This window comes from Tenacibaculum finnmarkense genomovar ulcerans (assembly GCF_900239495.1).
GTDB lineage: Bacteria > Bacteroidota > Bacteroidia > Flavobacteriales > Flavobacteriaceae > Polaribacter > Polaribacter ulcerans.
The window spans coordinates 167,196-187,714 of record NZ_OENE01000007.1; the positions used below are offsets into that span (position 1 = coordinate 167,196).

Here is a 20,519-nt window from a genome sequence, read left to right on the forward strand (position 1 = left end):
ATGGGCTTAAAACAAAACTTACATAAGTTAAAAGAAAAGTATAAAGGTACTAAGATGGCACCTGCGTTTAACGCAATCCACACCTTTTTATATTTGCCTAATGAGACGACTCACGGAGGAACTCATATAAAGGCTGCTGATGATTTAAAGCGTACAATGAACATAGTAATTATGTCATTAGTACCTTGTTTAATCTTCGGAATGTTCAATGCAGGTTATCAACATAACGCTGCAATCAATGGATTTACAGAAGGAATGTCTTTCTTTAGTGGAGAGTTCTGGAATATGGCGAATTTCTTAATCGGTTTAGTTAAAATTTTACCGTTAGTAATTGTATCATATGTGGTAGGATTAGTAGTAGAATTTATTTTTGCCGTAATAAAAGGTCACGAAGTAGAAGAAGGATATTTAGTTACAGGAATGTTAGTTCCTTTAATTGTACCAATCGATTTACCTTTATGGATGCTATCTGTAGCGGTAGTATTTGGTGTGGTTATCGGTAAAGAAGTATTTGGAGGTACAGGAATGAATATTTTAAATCCTGCATTAACAATACGTGCATTTTTATTCTTCGCATATCCAACTTGGATGTCGGGAGATAAAGTATGGGTTCAAGGAGCTAGAGAATTAACAGGAACAGCAGACGCTATTTCAGGTGAAACTATTCTAGGAACTTTAGCACAATCGCAACCAGTAACACATTCTGTTTCTGATATGTTCTTCGGATTTATTCCTGGTTCAGTAGGAGAAACATCTACCTTCTTAATTTTATTAGGAGCTTTATTTTTAATCTTTACAAAGATTGGAAGCTGGAGAATTATGTTATCAGCAGTAATCGGAGCTTTAGTAATGGGATTCATTTTTAATCAAGTAGTTGGTTTAGGATGGATTGGTGAAACAAGTAAGTTTTACGGATTAATGAGTTTAGATTTCTGGAAACATTTATTAATTGGAGGTTTTGCATTTGGAGCTATATATATGGCTACTGATCCTGTATCAGCATCGCAAACCAACAAAGGAAAATGGATTTATGGTTTCTTTATCGGATTTATTTCGATTATGATTCGTGTATTTAATCCTGCCTATCCAGAAGGAGTAATGTTAGCTATTTTATTAATGAACGTTTTTGCTCCAACAATTGACCATTATGTGGTTCAAGGGAATATCAAGAGAAGACTAAAACGTACTAAAGTTAAAACTGCCTAATTATGAGTAAGAGAACAGACAGTAATGGATATACGCTACTTTTTGCCATTGCAATGGTATTAATAGTAGGTGCGTTGTTAGCTTTTACAGCTTCATCGCTTCGCCCAATGATTGATGCAAATAAACGTATCGAAAAGCAACAAAATATTTTGTATGCGATGGGGGTAAATGAAAACGATGAATCTAGCGCAATCTTTGTTTCTAAAGATAAAGTAGCTGGTGAGTTTTCAAAATACATCAAAAAACAAATCGTTATTGAAGGTGCTAAGGCTACTGAAGATGCGAATGCGTATTTAATCGATGTAAAAAAACAGCAAACAGCTGCAAAAGCAGGAAAAGTAAGAAAATTACCAGTATTTATTGGTGAAAAAGACGGTAAAACGTTTTACATCACGCCAATTAGAGGTAAGGGTCTTTGGGATGCTATTTGGGCATATGTTGCCTTGGATAAAAACATGGTAGTTCAGGGTGCTTTTTTCGATCATAAAGGAGAAACGCCAGGTTTAGGAGCAAATATTAAGCAACGCTATTTTATGGATGACTTTATCGGAGAAAATTTAATGAACAACGGTTCTTTTAAAGGAATTGGAGTTTCAAAATCGAATAATGATCCGAAGAACGAAGATAAAAATGATAACGAGGTAGATGCAATTGCAGGTGCAACAATTACAGGTGATGGAGTTGCTGCAATGATTAAATCTGAATTAGGTTTATACGTGCCTTACTTTAAAACATTGAAATAAATATGGGACTTTTATCAAAAAAAGACGCAGCATTAATTACAGATCCGTTATTAGATAACAACCCAATTACGATTCAAGTATTAGGTATCTGTTCAGCATTAGCAATTACAGCAGAACTGAAAGCTTCTATAGTAATGGCAGTTTCTGTATTATTTGTATTAGGTATAGGAAACGTTGTAATCTCTTTAATGAGAAACATTATTCCATCAAAAATTAGAATTATTGTACAGTTAATCGTAGTTGCTGCTTTAGTAATTATTGTTGATCAAGTATTAAAAGCTTTTGCTTACGAGTTAAGTAAAACACTTTCGGTATTTGTTGGTTTAATTATTACCAACTGTATTATTATGGGACGTTTTGAAGCTTTTGCTTTAGGAAATGGTCCTTGGAAATCATTCTTAGATGGAATTGGAAATGCATTAGGATACGGAGCTATTTTAATTGCAGTAGGTTTCTTTAGAGAGTTATTAGGTTCTGGTACTTTATTAGGATTTAAAGTATTAGGAGATCCAATAGAACAAACAGGATTGTATGCATTAGGATATGAAAATAACGGATTTATGTTATTATCTCCAATGGCGTTAATTGTTGTTGGTATTATTATTTGGATACAACGTAGTAGAAACAAAGCATTAATCGAGGATTAAATCCTCTTCAATATTTATAGTTTAAATTGTTTATTGAATTTAAACTATAAATAAAAAGGAAAGAGGGAAAAATATAAAATATGGAACATTTAGAATTATTTTTCAAGTCGATATTTATTGATAACATGGTATTTGCTACATTCTTAGGAATGTGTTCTTACCTAGCAGTATCTAAAAAAGTAGCAACAGCCGTAGGTTTAGGAGCTGCCGTTATTTTTGTACTTGCTGTAACAGTACCTGTCAACTGGTTATTAGATCAATATTTATTACAGCCAGGAGCATTGTCTTGGTTAGGAGATGAATATGAAGGTTACGATTTAAGTTTCTTATCATTTATTATGTTTATTGCAACAATTGCAACCATGGTACAATTGGTAGAAATTATTGTGGAGAAATTTGCACCAGCATTGTATAACTCTTTAGGTATTTTCTTACCATTAATTGCCGTTAACTGTGCAATTTTAGGAGGGTCTTTATTTATGCAATCTCGTGAAATTCCAACATTAGGTTTATCTTTAACCTATGGAATTGGTTCAGGAATCGGATGGTTTTTAGCAATTTTAGCAATTGCAGCTATTCGTGAAAAAATCAGATATTCAAGCGTTCCTGCACCTTTAAGAGGTTTAGGAATTACTTTTATTATTACTGGATTAATGGCAATCGGGTTTATGAGTTTTGGAGGAATGTTAACAGGAGGCGACGAAGAGGTTAAAACTCCAGAAGCTCCTAAAGCAGCAGTTGTTACTAAAACAGTAATCGAAAACAAGGTAACCAAGATAGAAGAGGTAAAAGAGGAAGCTGAGAAATTAGCTGATAACACTAAAAAAATTATAGAATAATGGTATTTTTAGAAGTAAGTACAGGAGGTACGGTAGCTGTAACGGTTATATCATTTTTAATAATTCTATTAATTTTAGTAGGGTTGTTATTATTTGTAAAGCAAAAATTAGCACCATCAGGACCCGTAAAAATCACTATTAACGGTGATAAAGTAATTGAAGTAGCATCAGGAGGTACCTTATTATCTACCTTAGGTAACGAGAAGATTTTTTTACCATCAGCTTGTGGTGGTGGTGGTTCTTGTGTACAATGTGAGTGTCACGTAAATTCTGGTGGAGGTGAAGCTTTACCAACAGAAACACCTCACTTTACACGTAAAGAATTAGCACACGGAGTTCGTTTATCTTGTCAGGTAAAAGTAAAACAAGATATGGATATTTCTATTCCTGAAGAAATTTTTGGAATTAAGAAATGGGAAGCAGTAGTTGTAAGAAATTACAACGTTGCAACTTTTATTAAAGAATTTGTAGTTGAAATTCCTGAAGATATGGGCTACAAAGCAGGTGGATATATTCAAATTGAAATACCAGCTTGTGAGGTAAACTATGCTGATATGGATATTACTGCGCATCCAGAAGAACATGAAACTCCAGACAAGTTCGAAGCAGATTGGGATAAATTTGGTTTAAGACCATTGGTAATGAAAAATACAGAAACTGTAGAAAGAGCATATTCTATGGCTTCTTATCCTGCCGAAGGAAGAGAAATTATGTTAAATGTACGTATTGCAACACCTCCTTTTGATAGAGTGAAAGGTGGATGGATGGATGTAAATCCTGGAGTTGCTTCTTCATACATATTTAACTTAAAGAAAGGTGATAAATGTGTTATTTCTGGACCTTATGGTGAATTCTTTATCAACGAATCAGAAGCTGAAATGTTATATGTAGGTGGTGGTGCAGGTATGGCGCCGATGCGTTCGCATTTATATCACTTATTTAGAACATTAAAAACTGGTAGAAAAGTAACGTATTGGTACGGTGGTCGTTCAAAAGCTGAATTATTCTATGTAGAACACTTTAGAGCTTTAGAAAGAGATTTCCCTAACTTTAAATTCTTTATTGCTTTATCTGATCCAACAGAAGCGGATAACTGGAAAGTTAAAAAAGATGTAAATGATGAAGCTGGAGATGGGTTTACAGGATTTATTCACCAAGTAGTAATCAACGAGCATTTAGCGAAACACGAAGCACCAGAAGACTTAGAATTATATTTCTGTGGTCCACCATTAATGAACAATGCTGTTCAGAAAATGGGAGAAGATTTTGGTCTTGCTGACGAGAATATCCGATTTGATGATTTTGGAGGATAAATCTTTATCAACTAAAAAAAATCAAAAATTATATAAAACCGATACAGAAATGTATCGGTTTTTTTTGTACTTAAAAACACAGGCATTTTAATCCAAAGAAATATATTTATGGTATTTGGGCTTAGAAAACGTACCTTTGCGGCAAATTACTGTAAATGATTACTTTTCAAGATTTAGATTTATCAAACCCATTACAAAACGCAATTCAAGAATTAGGTTTTGTAAACCCAACACCAGTTCAGGAAGAAGCCTTTCCAATTATACGATCTGGTAAAGACGTTGTTGGTATTGCCCAAACAGGTACCGGGAAAACCTTTGCCTATATGTTACCGATACTTCGCGACTTGAAGTTTTCAAAACAACAACACCCAAGAGTGCTTGTAGTGGTGCCAACCCGTGAACTAGTAGTTCAGGTGGTTAGTGAAATTGAAAAGCTATCAGAATTTATGACTTTGCGTACTATTGGTGTGTTTGGTGGAGTTCCTTTAAACAGACATAAACAAGCTGTAGCATTAGGTGCAGATGTAATTGTTGCTACTCCAGGACGCTTATATGATTTAGCTTTAAGTAATAATTTAAAACTAAAATCAATCCAGAAATTAGTCATTGATGAAGTAGATGTAATGCTTGATTTAGGATTTAGATTTCAACTATTAAATATTTTTGAATTATTACCTGTTCGTCGTCAAAATATTATGTTTTCGGCAACAATGACTCAAGATGTTGAGGCGTTAATTGATGATTTCTTTATCGCTCCGAAAAAGATTTTTATCGCTGTAAGTGGAACGCCACTTGATAATATTAAGCAAATTAGCTACAATATTCCTAACTTTTATACCAAAGTAAACGTATTACACGAGTTACTTTATAACAAAACAGAATATAGTAAAGTGTTAATTTTTACGCCAAATAAAAGAAATGCCGACCGATTATTTGAGTGTGTAAAAGAAGAGTTTCCAACAGAATCGTGTGTAATTCATTCGAATAAAACACAAAACTATCGTTTGCGTTCTATTGAACAATTCAATAAAGGTGAAAAACGTATTTTAATTGCTACCGATGTAATTGCTCGTGGTTTAGATTTAGCCGAAGTAACACATGTAATTAACTTTAATACGCCTTATTTCCCTGAAAATTATATGCACAGAATCGGACGAACAGGACGTGCAGAACATGAAGGAACAGCGATTCTTTTTTCAACAAAAGCAGAACAAGAAGCTAAAACGAGAATTGAAGAATTGATGAATTATGAAATTCCAATGTTAGAAATCCCTGAACATGTTGAAATCTCTACACAATTAACCGAAGAAGAACGTCCGAAAGAAGACGGAGAGAAAAATAAAAACAGAACTTCATTAGAGTATGTTCCTGGTCCTGCTTTTCATGAAAAAAGTGAAAAGAACAGTAAAACAAATCAAGGAGGTTCTTATCGTAGAGAAATTGCGAAAAAATATAAGAAGCCTAAAACTAGGGGTGATAAGAATTATAACATGCGTAATAAGAAAAAATAATGCAGGTACTTACCAAACAAGAGCTTCATAATTTAGGAATGAATATTGCGGGTAAAAAGCTTCAAAAAATGGGCTACGAGTTTGTTGCAATTAATAGCGAACTTAAAAAACATCCGCAGTTTGTGTTATATAAAAAAGGCGAACCGACTATTTTTGTGTTAGTAAAAACCACCAATAATATTCAAACGCCCGAAGATTACGACGTTTTATGGATGGAAACATTTAAACAACATGCCGAAAAAAATAATGCAAAAATTTGGTTTGCAGGCATTGGTATTGCAAATTCAGAAAGTGTTGATTTACCTGTTTTTAAAAATCAACCTTATTATATCGCATTTGAAGATTTTATCAAGATTTAAAACATCTTATTTTTTTTTATCGCCTAAAAAATATTTTAAAGAACACTCATTTTGTAAAAATTGAGTGTTTTTTTATGTTTAAATTTTAAAATTATTTGAAGCTATTTCCCGCTTTCCGCACTCGCTTTTTTTTGAAGAAAAATCAAAAAAAGAGCTCAAACAATTGCTTCAATCGGGGCTAAGTTTATTTGGTTGTGTTGTTCTTTTTTATTGTTTTTTGTCAATTCGAGTGATTTTAATGACTAGAAGGAATTAAAATTGTATCGAGAATTTGAATTATTTTATCTTAATTAATGTTGATGCTAAAAAGTTCTCGATACAATTTTTTTGAAGGAAAAAAATCACTCGAACTGACAGGTTGTTTTCTTTTTAAACAGGTAATTCAATCAATTTTTGATTATAATTTTAAAAACATCCGAAGTAGATAAAATATTAAAAACGCCATATATTTTAAATATGACAAAGAACAAATTAAAAAAAGAGTTGTTCAATTGATAAAATTGTATTTTTGCATCGTATGGAAGAAACACGTGAAGAAATAATCGAAAAAGCGGTTTTAATTGGTATTATAACCCAAAAACAAAACGAAAAACAGTCTGACGAATATTTAGATGAGTTGGAGTTTTTAACTTTAACAGCAGGAGGAGTTGCTGTAAAACGCTTTGTCCAGAAAATGGAAAAACCAAATCCTAAAACTTTTTTAGGAACTGGTAAATTAGAAGAAGTAAGAATGTATATCGCATCAAAGGGCATAAGTATTGCTATTTTTGATGACGAATTATCGCCAGCGCAATTGCGTAATATTGAAAATGAATTAGGATGTAAAGTATTAGATAGAACAAATTTAATATTAGATATTTTTGCAGGAAGAGCACAAACAAGTTCTGCAAAAGCACAGGTAGAATTGGCACAATGTCAGTATTTATTACCTCGATTAACAAGATTATGGACTCACCTTGATAAGCAAAAAGGGGGTATCGGAATGCGTGGACCTGGTGAAACAGAAATTGAAACTGACCGTCGTATTATTAGAGATAAAATCACCTTATTAAAGAAAAAACTTTCTACTATTGACCGTCAAATGGCAGTTCAACGTAAGAATAGAGGTAAAATGGTACGTGTTGCATTAGTAGGTTATACCAATGTTGGTAAATCGACCTTAATGAACGTAATTAGTAAAAGTGATGTGTTTGCCGAAAATAAATTATTCGCAACCTTAGATACTACTGTAAGAAAGGTTGTAATTAAAAATATTCCTTTTTTAATGACTGATACTGTTGGGTTTATTAGAAAATTACCAACACAGTTAGTTGAGTCATTCAAATCAACCTTAGACGAGGTTCGTGAAGCGGATTTATTACTACATGTAGTAGATATTTGTCATCCAAATTTTGAAGATCATATTGCATCTGTAAATAAAATTTTAGATGAAATAGGCGCTTCAAATAAACCTATTTTAATGGTTTTTAATAAAATTGATGCTTATACTCATGATACCATTGATGAAGATGATTTAATTACCGAAAAATCAAAAAATCACTACACTTTAGATGATTGGAAAAACACTTGGATGAACGATTTAGGTGAAGAAAGTCTTTTTATATCAGCATTAAATAAAGACAATTTAGAAGATTTTAAAGAAAAAGTTTACGAATCGGTTAAAAAAATACATATTGAACGATTTCCTTACAATAACTTCTTATATCAAGACGATTTACCAATAGAATAAACACATAACTTAACAATAAAAAGTGCCTAAAAATTTGTTTTTATGTACTTTTTATTGTATGTTTAGTATCTCTTATAGAGAAAAATATTTTAACCATTTTATCCCCCCTAAAAATGAAAAATAATAAAAATAGATCACTCGCCCCATCAAAATTCCTTTTTGATAGCACTTTTCAAAGTAAATTAGAACTCCGCTTTTTCAGTATAAATTTATAAATAAAATAGCTTCATAGCGTTCAATAGTTTTTTTAACTATCGAATGATTTTTCTTAAAGTTAAAATAAATTGTAATGAAAAACAGAATAAACATAACCGTAGCGCTTATTTTCTTTAGTGTATTACAAGTTTTTTCTCAAAAAAAATGTGGTACTCAAGAAGAAGTATTCGTAGATCTTAACGCCATTAATAAATGTGCTGTAGAAACTGATGTTGTAAAAACAAAACAGCCTAAAACGAAATATATTGTAACTTCAAGTACTCGGTATTTAAAAAAACGAAGTACCCCAAATGCAGAAGTTCATTTAGCGAGTAATTTAAAAACAAACACTGTTGTTGAAACAAAAAAAACAACTAAAATAACGCAAAGCTTACTAACAATAATAAAAAATGAGGCGGAAAAAGAAAATATATCTTTTGATGCTGTTGATCATATTCCATTATTTGCGTCTTGTGATGAAAATTCACTAGACAAAGTTCATTGTTTTAATATGCAAATGGAGCAGCATATTGTTAGTCATTTTGAATATCCGAAGGAGGCTTTAAAAAAAGGTATCGAGGGTAATTTTGATGTTAGTTTTGTAATCGATAAAAACGGAAAAGTAAAGGATATTAAAGTGCTAGGAGAAAACGATAATATCATTTTGAAAAAAGAAGCAATGCGAATTGTTATGTTACTTCCCAAGTTTACACCAGGCAAACAAAAAGGAGCCTTAGTGAGTGTTTTATATAAATTTCCAATGAATTTCATCTTAAATTAATAATTTGTTAACCAAGAGCTAACATAGTTTTAGGTTCTTTGATGAATAATATATATTTGCAGGTTTAGTTACGTTTTTTTAGTAATTAGTTGTTTTACAGTTTGATGTGGTTTGTTTTATAGAGGAAGATTAATATTGTTACTATCTTTTTTGTCAATTAATGCAATATTACGAATTTCCATAAAATAAAGAAGCTAGTAGCGTGGTTTCTAAATTACCTGAATTTTTTTCTGTAAAATATAGATTTAATTTGCCCTAGAAGAATAACTTTAAAGGCGATAACTACTTTCAAAAAAGAATCTAAACCAATCAATATGCTAAAAAAATTACTCCTTTTTTTTTTTATAGCTTTTAGTGTTACTTTATCGGCACAGCGTACTTTAACAGGGAAAGTGTATGATGAATATCTAGAGCCTTTTCCGAGTGCACTTATCAATTCATTAGAAAATAGCGCTATATCAGCTGCTGATGGTAGTTTTAGCTTAACCACATCATTAAATTTTCCGTTTACAATACAAGTTACTGCTTTTGGATACAGAAAAGAGCTTATTGAAATTACTCATGCAACTCAAGAATTAAATATTATTTTAAAAGAAAGTTCTTCTTTAGATGAAGTGGTGATATCGGCATCAAGATCTCCAGAACGAGTTATAGAATCGCCAGTAACTATTGAGCGCTTAGGGATTACTGATATTAAAAATAATACGTCAATTTCTTTTTATGATGGGCTTACTAATTTAAAAGGAATTGATTCTCGTGAGGCTAGTTATGGTTTCAAATCTATCAATTCTCGAGGTTTTTCTACTTTTGATAATACTCGCTTTGTGCAATTAGTCGATGGTGTTGAAACCTCAATTCCTGCCTTAAATTTTTCGGTAGGTAATATTGTAGGTTTATCAGAATTAGATGTAAAAGATGTTGAAATATTACCAGGAGCTTCATCGGCTTTATATGGTGCAAATGCCTTTAACGGTATTTTGTTAATGAGAAGTAAAAATCCTTTTGATTATCACGGTATCAGTAGTTATTACAAAACTGGTTTTATTAATCAAGAAGCATTAGGAACAGCGCAGTTTTACGATGTTGGTCTTAGAATGGCGTATAAATTTAGCAATCATTTTGCTGCAAAAGTAAATTTTGTAACCTATAAAGCAGAAGAATGGCATGCAAATGATGCTAGAAATACAACGGGAGTTGGTGGTGTTGTTACGCAAGGAAATAGAGAAAACACCTTAGATTATGATGGTGTAAATTTTTATGGAGATGAAGTTTCTTATGAATTACCAGGTATTGGAAATGTTAGTAGAACAGGGTATGCTGAACAGCAACTGTACGATTATGATGGAAAGGCAGTAAAATTTGATGGTTCGTTTCATGTACGCCCATTTGGCGATCAAACATTAGAGGTAATATTAAATGCTCGTTTTTCATCAGGAAATAACATGTATCAAGGAGCGAATAGGTTTGCTCAAAACGATTTTTCTATAACGCAATATAAATTAGAGTTTTTAGGTAAAAACTTTTTTGTTCGTGGTTACTACACAGGTAATACTACTGGCGAAACCTATGATTTACGATTTGCAGGTATTGCTTTAAACGAGCATTATAATCCAAGTGGAAATTGGTTTAAAGAATATGGAACGGCATTTTCAGGGGCTATAAAAAATGTAACAGCAGGGAATGATAAAGCGGCAAGAAATTATGCCGATAGAAATAGGCTACAACCCGGAACAGCAGCTTTTAAACAAGCATTACATGGTATTATTGAAAAACCTATTAATCAAGGAGGTTCGGGCTTAAGAGATAAAACACAACTATATAATGTAGAGGCGAATTATAATTTTAGAGACCTAATTAAATGGGCACAAGTTCAGGTAGGTGCTTCTTATCGTAAATTTAATATTAATTCAGAAGGAACTTTATTTACCGATGTAAATAGTCCTTTAGCTTTTGATATGTTAGGAGCGTATTCGCAAATTCAAAAGAAATTTTTTGAAGATCGCTTAAAATTTACAGGATCTGTTCGTTATGATAAATCTCAAAATTTTGAAGGTAATTTTTCGCCAAGGGTTGCTTTAAATTACGCGATCAAAGAAAATAAAATACTAAGAATATCGTATCAAACAGGTTTTAGAACTCCAAGTACTTTAGAGCAATATATAGGTTTAAAAACAGGGCCTAATTCTTTTCTTTTAGGAACATCAAACCAAAACATAGCACGTTTTTCAACAGTAGCTAAAAATAGTAATAACACGACCAATATTATTACAGGCGCAGCTATTTTTGAAAAAGCATTTGTACTTAATAATAACGTTCCTGTTCATGTAAAACCGACGCCTATAAAATCAGAAAAAGTAACTTCTTATGAAATAGGATATAGAAGTATTTTAAATATTACACGCAGCAATGTAATGGAGTTAGATGTCAATGCTTACTACAATCAATATGATAATTTTGTCGCCAATAAAAACATCGTTGTGCCTAATTATGGTGCCGTTTTAAATGGCGTTCCTGATGCGCAGGCCTTAAAGGCTTTTTCAAATAAAGATGTTACTGCTGTTTTATTAAACACAAACACAACAGCAAAAGTAGATTCATACGGTGTTGGATTAGGCTTAACAACAAAAGTGTTTAAAAAATTTAATTTTGGCGCCAACTACACCTTAAGTAAAATGATATTTAACCAAGAAGATGATCTTGATTTTAAGCCCGGTTTCAACACTCCTGAACATCAAGTGAAAATAATGTTTGGTACTGCTAATTTGTTTAAAAACTTCGGATTTAACATAAACGCAAGATGGCAAGATAAATTTTTATGGCAATCTAATTTTTTAACAGGAGAAATAGAAAGTAGAACTTTACTCGATGCTCAAATAAATTACAAAATACCTTCTTTAAAATCAAGAATTAAAATAGGAGGAACGAATTTAACAGGAAAAGATTACGTTGTGGCTCCTGGTTCAGGATTAATAGGATCTATGTACTATATATCGTGGGTAATTAATCAATAAGTGCTTTCTATTTTATAAGTTTACTAAATAGTAGCTATAACTAACTAAAGAAAAGCACAAAAAGCCTGAACAATTTATTGCTCAGGCTTTTTTATAGGCTGTTTTTTAGAAATTTAAAGTTATACTAATGTTAATTAAAAGTAAAATAGTGTTGATTTTACAATCAAAATTAATTTTTATAAATATAATTTTTTTAAAAAATAAAATTGAATTATGATTTTTTTTAATTGTTGAAATCCTTTAAAAATACATTGTTTAGCCTTTTTTAAGTGATAGTATTTTACTTAAAGTGTTTTTTTAAAAGCTTGTATTTAAGAGGTGTAAAATAAAAAACATAGAATTAAGTTATTTTATTTTAAAATTTCATACTTTTGCATTGTGTTAATATGACTTTTTTTGTCGTATGTAATGCAAGTAAATTCCACCATTATGAAAAATTTATTATTTTTTTCCTTGTTAATTATACTGAACATGTTTTCTACTGTTCAGGCTCAAAAAGTTTGTGAATCTCCAGAGGCAAACGAAATAGACTTAAATAGTATTAGTGTTACAAAATGTACCATTAAAGAATCTAAAAGTAAGCGAAATAAGAACAAGAAGTCTAGGCTTATTTCTGTATCAGTATCTGCAAATAAAAGGCATTTAAAGAAAAGAGAGCTTTTAAAGAAGAAAGAAGTTACCGCAATTGGAGCTACGGGAGTTTCTAAGGTTTCTGAAACTGCTTTAAATGCTGAAATTACAAATACAATATCGTTGAAAAACAATATTGAAAACCTTAAAAATAAATTATCAAAAGAAGAGGTTAGAAAGGCATTAAAATTTACATCTGTAGATAAAATACCTGTTTTTGATGCTTGTAAAAAAGCAGAAAAGGGTGAGGAGTCTGATTGTTTTAATAATGAAATGATGCGTCATATTTCTAAGTATTTTAGTTATCCAGGAGAGGCTGTTAGACAAAATTTACAAGGAGATGTTTGGGTTCGTTTTATTATTGACAAAAGCGGTTACGTAAAAAACATTAAAACATTAGGACCTGATAATGCTGAAATATTAAACAATGAAGCTGCTCGTGTAGTTTTAAAGTTGCCAAGGTTTAAGCCAGCAAAAAAAGAAGGAAAGCGTACTTCTGTAAAGTATGGTTTTCCAATTAATTTCTCTTTAGAGGAGTAAAAATAATTTTAAATTATAAAACACGTTAAAATGTTTAAAAAATATTCAATAATTATTGTTTTTGCCTTGTTTAGTATGGTGTCATACGCACAGGTAGAAGTAAAAGGGTTGGTTTATGATGAATATCTAGAGCCTTTTTACAATGCTAAAATTACTGTTTTAGGCGAAAGCACGCTATCTGATCAAGACGGTAATTTTGCCTTAAAAGTATTTAAGAGTTTTCCAATAACTTTAAGAGTTTCTGCTTTTGGTTATCAAACAGAAGAATTGGTAGTTGAAGGTTTAGATAAGTCAATTAATATCATTTTAAAAGAAGCATATCTTTTAGATCAAGTAGTTATATCAGCCTCTAGAGTTCCGGAACGAATTATTGAATCACCTGTAACTATTGAGCGTTTTGGTTTAAACGATATTAAAAACACCACTTCAAATTCTTTTTATGACGGTTTAGCTAACATAAAAGGAGTGCAGTCACGAGAGGCAGGCTATGGTTTTAAATCAGTTAATACTAGGGGTTTTTCTGATTTCAGTAATTCTAGGTTTATCCAAATGATAGATGGTATGGATACTGCAGCGCCAGCCTTAAATTTTAGCCCAGGTAATTTATCGGGGGTTTCTGATTTAGACATTAATAATGTAGAGATTTTACCAGGAGCATCTTCTGCATTATATGGAGCTAATGCTTATAATGGGCTTATGTTATTAACAACTAAAAATCCTTTTGAACATACAGGTATTAGTGTTTTACTTAAAAGTGGTAATACTTCCCAAAAAACAGCGGGAAATAATACTTTTTATGACGCATCTGTTCGTATGGCTTATAAATTTAGTGAGTCTTTAGCTGCTAAAGTAAACTTCAATTATCTTACTGCTGAAGAATGGCATGCTAATGATACAAGAAATAAACAAATTGATACTAATAAAATAATAGAAGGTACTAGAGATAATACTTTAAATTTTGATGGTATTAATATTTATGGAGATGAGTTTGATTATAGTGCTGATTTATTAGATTCAGCAGAGTATTTTGGTGAAGATTTTAGTGATCCTAGATATGATGATTTTGATTTTTCTCAAGACTTACGCCTTAGTAGAACAGGATATTCAGAGCGAGAATTATTAGATAAAGATCAAAAAATAAAAAACTTAAAATTTGATGCTTCTATACATTATAGACCTTTTAAAGATGAATCATTAGAGTTAATTGTTGCGACAAAAATTTCAACGGGTAATAGTCTTTTTCAAGGGATGTCAAGATATGCGCAAAGAGAGTCTTATGTTAATCAATCTAAATTTGAAGTAAAAGGAAGTAATTTTTACGTAAGAGCTTATTACTCGTTAAATGATGCTGGAGATTCTTTTGATTTAAATAGAACGGGTAGTGTAATGACATCGGCATTATCGAGTATAGGTTGGGGAGATAATTATTTTCTTAGTTTGAATAATGCTCTTAATGATAGAGGATTGGGGTTTGAAGATTTTCAAGCGTATCCAGAATTATCAAAGCAAGCAAGATTATTAGCTGATTCAGATAGATTTCAACCTGGTACACCAGAGTTTAATAAAGAGTTAAAAAGAATTAAATCAACATTAATTACCAAAGGAGGTAGTAAGATATACGACAAAAGTGCGTACTCACATGCAGAGGGTAATTATAACTTTAGTCATTTATTAAATAACTGGGGAGATGTTCAAGTAGGAGGGTCTTTCAGACAATACAATCCAAATTCTAGAGGTACAATTTTTAATGATGCTAAAGAGGCTATTCAGGTAAATGAATACGGTATTTATAGTCAAGTTCAGAAAAAGTTTTTAGAAAAAAGATTAGGATTAACAGGGTCTTTACGTTATGATAAATCTCAAAATTTTGATGGTAACTACTCGCCTCGTTTAGCGGTAAATTATGCTTTAGGAGAAGATAAAAATCATTTTATAAGAGCATCTTATCAAACAGGTTTTAGAAACCCAACAATACAGGAACAGTATTTAATGAATCAACCAGGTAGAAAAGTTAATCTAGGAACATCAAAAGATAACCTAGATAGAATTTCTATCGGTAGAAAGTATGATGAATTAAATAATATTAGCTATACTCAAGCTCCTTTAGATGGTATTATTTCAGGGAATGATATTATGACTAATTCATTATTGACTTCATCAGTATATCCATCAGCTGATTATAAAGGAAAAGAATTTGTGAAATCAGCATATAACGAAGTAAAACCAGAAGAAGTTCAAACAATTGAATTAGGGTATAGAAGTATGTTTGGTATTACAGAAACAAATAACATTAATATAGATGTTAACGCTTTTTATAGTAAACATAAAGATTTTGTATTTAGACAAGATATAGTAACACCTAAAGTAGGATTGGTTTATCCTTTTGGAAATAGAAAATTAACAACTCAAGAGTTAGCTGACCCAATTATAAATAAAGGTAAAATTGTAGATGGAGTTTTAGTTGCTGATGAATTGGCTTATAATGCACTTTATGATCTAGATGATGATGGTGAGTTATTAGCGCAAGAATTTAATTTAGTTACTAATAGTAAATCAAAAGTAACATCTTATGGTTTTGGAATTGGTTTAAATACTAAATTATTAAAAACATTTAATTTTGGGGTAAATTATAATTTCATAAATTATGAAATTATTGATAAAGATTTAGGTTTTTTCGAGCCAAACTTTAACACACCAAAACATACGGTAAAAGTTCAGTTAGGAAACAACAATCTATTTAATAATTTTGGGTTTAATATAAACGCAAGATGGCAAGATGAATACAGATGGGTTTCTACCTTTGTAAAAGGAGATGTATCAGAAAGAACTGTACTTGATGCACAGTTAAACTACCGTATTCCTTCTATGAAATCTAAAATAAAAATTGGAGGAACAAACTTATTCGGTAAAGAATATATTGTAGCACCAGGATCTGGTCAAATAGGACAATTATATTATGTTTCTTGGACAATAAATAACTAAGAACTTTAGCATATATTTTACAAAAACTCGAGCATTGCTCGAGTTTTTTTGTTTTTTTAAAAAAAACATTTAATTTTTCAGTACTTGTTAAAATTTTATCTAAAAAAATATCACAGAAAAATAAGAAATCGAACTTATTAAACTAAATTTATTTCAGTTTTTCATTCTAATTTCCCACAGTGCTTAGCTGTGTAGCCAGTTCAAGAATAAATTTGTAGGTTTTAGACAATTAATTGTTTATTTAAAAAGAGTCTATTTTACCTTTATAAAAGTATTTTTTAAGTATTTTTGTTACTCTATTTGACTGATTAACTTATATTTGTCTAACCTTCCCTTCACACATTTATTTTCCTTCCCCTCAGGAAAAATTATTTAATTAATATAATTTTTTTGATATGATGAAAAGAATAGTGTTCCTAGCACTGTTGCTTCTGTTAAACTCAGTAGCAATTGCCCAAAAAGTTTGTGAATCTGCAGATAAAACTGCTGAGATTGATTTAAATAGTATTAGTGTTACAAAATGTACTATTAAAGAGCCTAAAAATAAGAGTAGTAAGAAATCTAGGCTTATTTCTGTAACAATATCTGCAAATAAAAGGCATTTAAAAAAACGAAAAACTTTAAAGAAACAAGAGGTCGCAAGTCTTGGAGGTATAAATACTGTTGAAGTTGGCGAAATAGTTAAGAACTCTGAAATTACAGGTGTAGTCGTACTAAAAAACAATATTGAAAATCTTAAAAATAAATTATCAAAAGAAGAAGTTCGAAAGGCTTTAAAATTTACAGCTGTAGATAAAATACCCGTTTTCAAAGCTTGTGAAAAAGCAAAGAAATCAGAAACTTCAGATTGTTTTAATACCGAAATGATGCGTCATATTTCTAAACATTTTAGCTATCCACTAGAAGCGATTAAACATGGCGTTAAAGGTGAAGTTTGGGTTCGGTTTATTATTGATAAAACAGGTTATGTTAAAAATATTAAAACACTAGGCCCTGACGGTGCTACAATATTAGATAAAGAAGCGGTTCGTGTAGTTGCTATGCTACCTAAATTTAAACCAGCTAAAAAAGATGGAAATTATACGACTGTAAAGTATGGTTTTCCAATTAATTTTTCACTAGAAGAGTAGAAGTAAAAAAAATATTTAAAAGAAATTTTACGATGTTAAAAAAACAATTAATAGGGATGTTTTTTATTTTTTGTAGCGTAATTACATACGCACAAATAGAAATAAAAGGAGAGGTTTACGATGAGTATCTAGAGCCTTTTTATAATGCTAAAATCACTATAAAAACAGAAAGTACTACTACTTTTACAGATGGTAAGTTTGCCTTGAAAACCTTGCGAAAATTACCGGTAACGCTAATAATTTCTGCTTTTGGTTATCAAACCGAAAAACGGATTATTAGAAGTTTAGATACGCCAATAAATATCATATTAAAAGAAAGTTTATTACTAGATCAAATTGTTATTTCAGCATCTAGGGTTTCTGAAAAAATTATTGAATCACCAGTAACAATTGAAAGATTTGGTTTAACAGAGGTTAAAAATACGTCCGCTAATTCTTTTTATAGTGGCTTAGCAAATTTAAAAGGAGTAGAATCTAGAGAAGGAGGTTATGGGTTTCAATCTATAAATACAAGAGGTTTTTCGGATTTTAGCAACTCTCGATTCGTCCAAATGATTGACGGTATGGATACCGCAGCACAGGCGTTAAGTTTTAGTACAGGGAATTTTTCAGGGGTTTCAGAATTAGATATTCATAGCGTTGAAATTTTACACGGAGCATCTTCAGCATTATATGGAGCCAATGCTTATAACGGTTTGATGTTAATGAACACCAAGAATCCATTTGATTATACAGGAATTAGTAGCTTATTTAAAACAGGATATACCAGCCAAAAAGAAGGTGGAAATAATCCTTTTTATGACGCCTCTATACGAATGGCGTATAAATTTAATGACTATTTTGCTGCGAAAGTAAATTTTTCTTATTACCAAGCTGAAGAGTGGCACGCCAATGATTTAAGAAATAAACAAATTGATACACATCAATTAATAGAAGGGAGCCGTGAAAAAAACTTAAATTATAATGGTGTAAATATCTATGGAGATGAAATGTTTACTGACTTATCAGGATACAATAGATATTTAGCTCAAAAAAAACCAGGAATTGAAAAAATTCCATTTGGAACTCATTTAAGTAGAACGGGATATACTGAAGCTGAATTGTTGAAAAATAATTTTGAAACAAATAACACTCGGTTTTCTACCTCATTATATTTTCGACCTTTTAAAGATGAGCGTTTAGAAATTAAACTAGCTTCTAGATTATCATTTAGAAATAACCTTTTTCAAGGGGCAAGCAGGTTTGTACAACGTAACTATTACACAGAACAGCATAAATTAGAACTAAAAGGACATAATTTTTATCTTAGAGGATATTATACAGGAAATGATTCAGGTAATTCATACGATTTTACAAAAACAGCAATTGCACTTGAAGATAATTCATTAAATATTATTGATTGGTCAAAACAATATGTTGATCAAAAATATCTTAATAATAAATCAATAACTGAATCAAGAAAATTAGCAGATATAAATAGAGTAAATCCAAATACAAGTGCTTTTAATAAAGAACTTAATAAAGTTACATCAACATTAATTTCTGAAGGAGGAGGGGCTATCTATGAAAAAAGTAATTACAAACATTTAGATGGTAATTATAATTTTAAAGAACTTTTAAATAATTGGGCAGACCTACAAATAGGAGGTTCATACAGATGGTATAACCCAAACTCTAAAGGAACACTTTTTAATGATTACTCGAATAACATACGTATTAAAGAATATGGTTTTTATTCTCAAATTCAGAAAAAACTATTAGAAGATAAATTAAAATTAACTGCTTCGCTTCGTTATGATAAAGCAACTAATTTTGATGGGAATTATTCACCTAAAATAGCCTTAAATTATGCTTTAGGAAAAGATAAAAATCATGTATTTAGAACTTCATTTCAAACAGGGTTTAGAAATCCAACAGTTCAAGAGCAGTATCAATTATTAGCATCAGCATTTAAAACAAATATTGGAACAGTAAGCGATAATTTAAATAGGATTGCGCATGGTAATAATTATTATGAAGCTTGGGATGATGCTTCAAACTCTTATATTGGAAAATATAGACCAATTTTAGGAGATGAAATTATTAATAATTCTTTATTAACTAAAACAGTTTACGGCGATAATAAAACCTACGAAAAGTCAGATTATAAAGAGGTTGTTCCTGAGCTTGTTAAAACAATTGAATTAGGTTATAGAAGTATGTTTCTTTTAAATAAACAGATAAATATTGATTTAGATATTAACGGATATTACAGTAAGTATGATCATTTTATTTTTACACAAGATGTTCTAGTTGTGCATGCAGGGGAGGTGTATCCTTATGGAAACAGAAAATTAACTCAGGCAGAATCACAAGAACCTAAAAATAAGTATGGATATACTAATGAGCAAGGTGTTTTAGTTTTTGATGAAGTTGCTAATAGGGCTTTTTTATACGGAGATGTAAAAGAATTTAATATTATAACCAATAGTAAATCTCAGGTTGAATCGTATGGTTTCGCTTTTGGAATGCATACCAAGTTATTTAGAAATTTTGATTTTGGGGCAAATTATAGCTTTAATGATTATCAATTTGAAGATAAAGACCATGGGCAGTTTGAACCAAACTTTAATACTCCAAAACACAGCGTAAAGGTTCAGTTAGGAAATAACAATGTATTCAATAATTTTGGCTTTAATATAAACGCAAGATGGCAAGATGAATATAAATGGGTTTCTACCTTCGTAAAAGGTAATGTTGCTGCAAGAACTGTGCTCGATGCACAATTAAACTACCGTATTCCCTCTATGAAATCGAGAATTAAAATTGGAGGAACAAATTTATTCGGTAAAGAATATTTTGTAGCACCAGGTTCTGGTCAAATAGGTCAATTATATTATATATCTTGGAGCATTAATAACTAA

Annotated in this window: 14 protein-coding genes; all 14 read left to right on the forward strand. The window is 30.8% G+C overall.

All coding sequences use genetic code 11. The features are described 5' to 3' along the window. The 14 genes from DPIF8902391_RS03200 (at nt 1) to DPIF8902391_RS03265 (ending at nt 20,519) form a co-directional block, all read left to right on the forward strand. Nucleotides 1–1,206: an NADH:ubiquinone reductase (Na(+)-transporting) subunit B gene (locus DPIF8902391_RS03200; RefSeq protein ID WP_058886085.1), complete on the forward strand. Its 1,206-nt coding sequence runs from the start codon at nt 1–3 to the stop codon at nt 1,204–1,206. 2 nt (nt 1,207–1,208) lie between these two features. After that, the gene (locus tag DPIF8902391_RS03205) at nt 1,209–1,949 is read left to right on the forward strand and encodes a Na(+)-translocating NADH-quinone reductase subunit C (protein ID WP_058886084.1); all 741 of its coding nucleotides are present in this window, start codon (nt 1,209–1,211) and stop codon (nt 1,947–1,949) included. A 2-nt stretch (nt 1,950–1,951) separates the two neighbouring features. Then, nucleotides 1,952–2,596, forward strand: a complete 645-nt coding sequence (locus tag DPIF8902391_RS03210; protein ID WP_058886083.1) for an NADH:ubiquinone reductase (Na(+)-transporting) subunit D — start codon at nt 1,952–1,954, stop codon at nt 2,594–2,596. 80 nt (nt 2,597–2,676) lie between these two features. Further along, a complete protein-coding gene (gene nqrE, locus DPIF8902391_RS03215; RefSeq protein ID WP_083501104.1) occupies nt 2,677–3,435 on the forward strand; it encodes an NADH:ubiquinone reductase (Na(+)-transporting) subunit E in 759 nt (252 codons plus the stop codon). Then, nucleotides 3,435–4,748 carry an NADH:ubiquinone reductase (Na(+)-transporting) subunit F gene (gene nqrF / locus DPIF8902391_RS03220; RefSeq protein ID WP_172505025.1) on the forward strand — a complete coding sequence of 438 codons (1,314 nt, stop codon included), beginning with the start codon at nt 3,435–3,437 and terminating at the stop codon, nt 4,746–4,748. The genes nqrE and nqrF overlap by 1 nt, the downstream gene beginning before the upstream one ends. A gap of 158 nt (nt 4,749–4,906) precedes the next feature. Further along, nucleotides 4,907–6,259, forward strand: a complete 1,353-nt coding sequence (locus DPIF8902391_RS03225; RefSeq protein WP_058886324.1) for a DEAD/DEAH box helicase — start codon at nt 4,907–4,909, stop codon at nt 6,257–6,259. Then, nucleotides 6,259–6,618 (forward strand): hypothetical protein, encoded by a 360-nt coding sequence (locus tag DPIF8902391_RS03230; protein ID WP_058886080.1) that lies wholly within the window; start codon nt 6,259–6,261, stop codon nt 6,616–6,618. Before DPIF8902391_RS03225 ends, DPIF8902391_RS03230 begins: the two co-directional genes overlap by 1 nt. Nucleotides 6,619–7,135: 517 nt before the next feature. Next, nucleotides 7,136–8,347, forward strand: a complete 1,212-nt coding sequence (gene hflX / locus DPIF8902391_RS03235) for a GTPase HflX (RefSeq protein ID WP_172505026.1) — start codon at nt 7,136–7,138, stop codon at nt 8,345–8,347. Between the two features lie 289 nt (nt 8,348–8,636). Continuing rightward, complete coding sequence (locus DPIF8902391_RS03240; protein WP_172505027.1) at nt 8,637–9,323, forward strand: energy transducer TonB; 687 nt, start codon at nt 8,637–8,639, stop codon at nt 9,321–9,323. A gap of 314 nt (nt 9,324–9,637) precedes the next feature. Continuing rightward, on the forward strand, nt 9,638–12,334 hold the full coding sequence (locus DPIF8902391_RS03245) for a TonB-dependent receptor (protein ID WP_172505028.1): 2,697 nt from the start codon (nt 9,638–9,640) through the stop codon (nt 12,332–12,334). A 429-nt stretch (nt 12,335–12,763) separates the two neighbouring features. Then, nucleotides 12,764–13,504, forward strand: coding sequence for an energy transducer TonB (locus tag DPIF8902391_RS03250; RefSeq protein ID WP_172505029.1), 741 nt, complete (start codon nt 12,764–12,766; stop codon nt 13,502–13,504). A gap of 30 nt (nt 13,505–13,534) precedes the next feature. Beyond that, nucleotides 13,535–16,486, forward strand: a complete 2,952-nt coding sequence (locus DPIF8902391_RS03255) for a TonB-dependent receptor plug domain-containing protein (RefSeq protein WP_058886075.1) — start codon at nt 13,535–13,537, stop codon at nt 16,484–16,486. Nucleotides 16,487–16,881: 395 nt separating this feature from the next. After that, nucleotides 16,882–17,616 carry an energy transducer TonB gene (locus DPIF8902391_RS03260; protein ID WP_172505030.1) on the forward strand — a complete coding sequence of 245 codons (735 nt, stop codon included), beginning with the start codon at nt 16,882–16,884 and terminating at the stop codon, nt 17,614–17,616. A gap of 32 nt (nt 17,617–17,648) precedes the next feature. Then, entirely contained in the window at nt 17,649–20,519 is a 2,871-nt protein-coding gene (locus DPIF8902391_RS03265) for a TonB-dependent receptor plug domain-containing protein (RefSeq protein WP_172505031.1), read from the forward strand.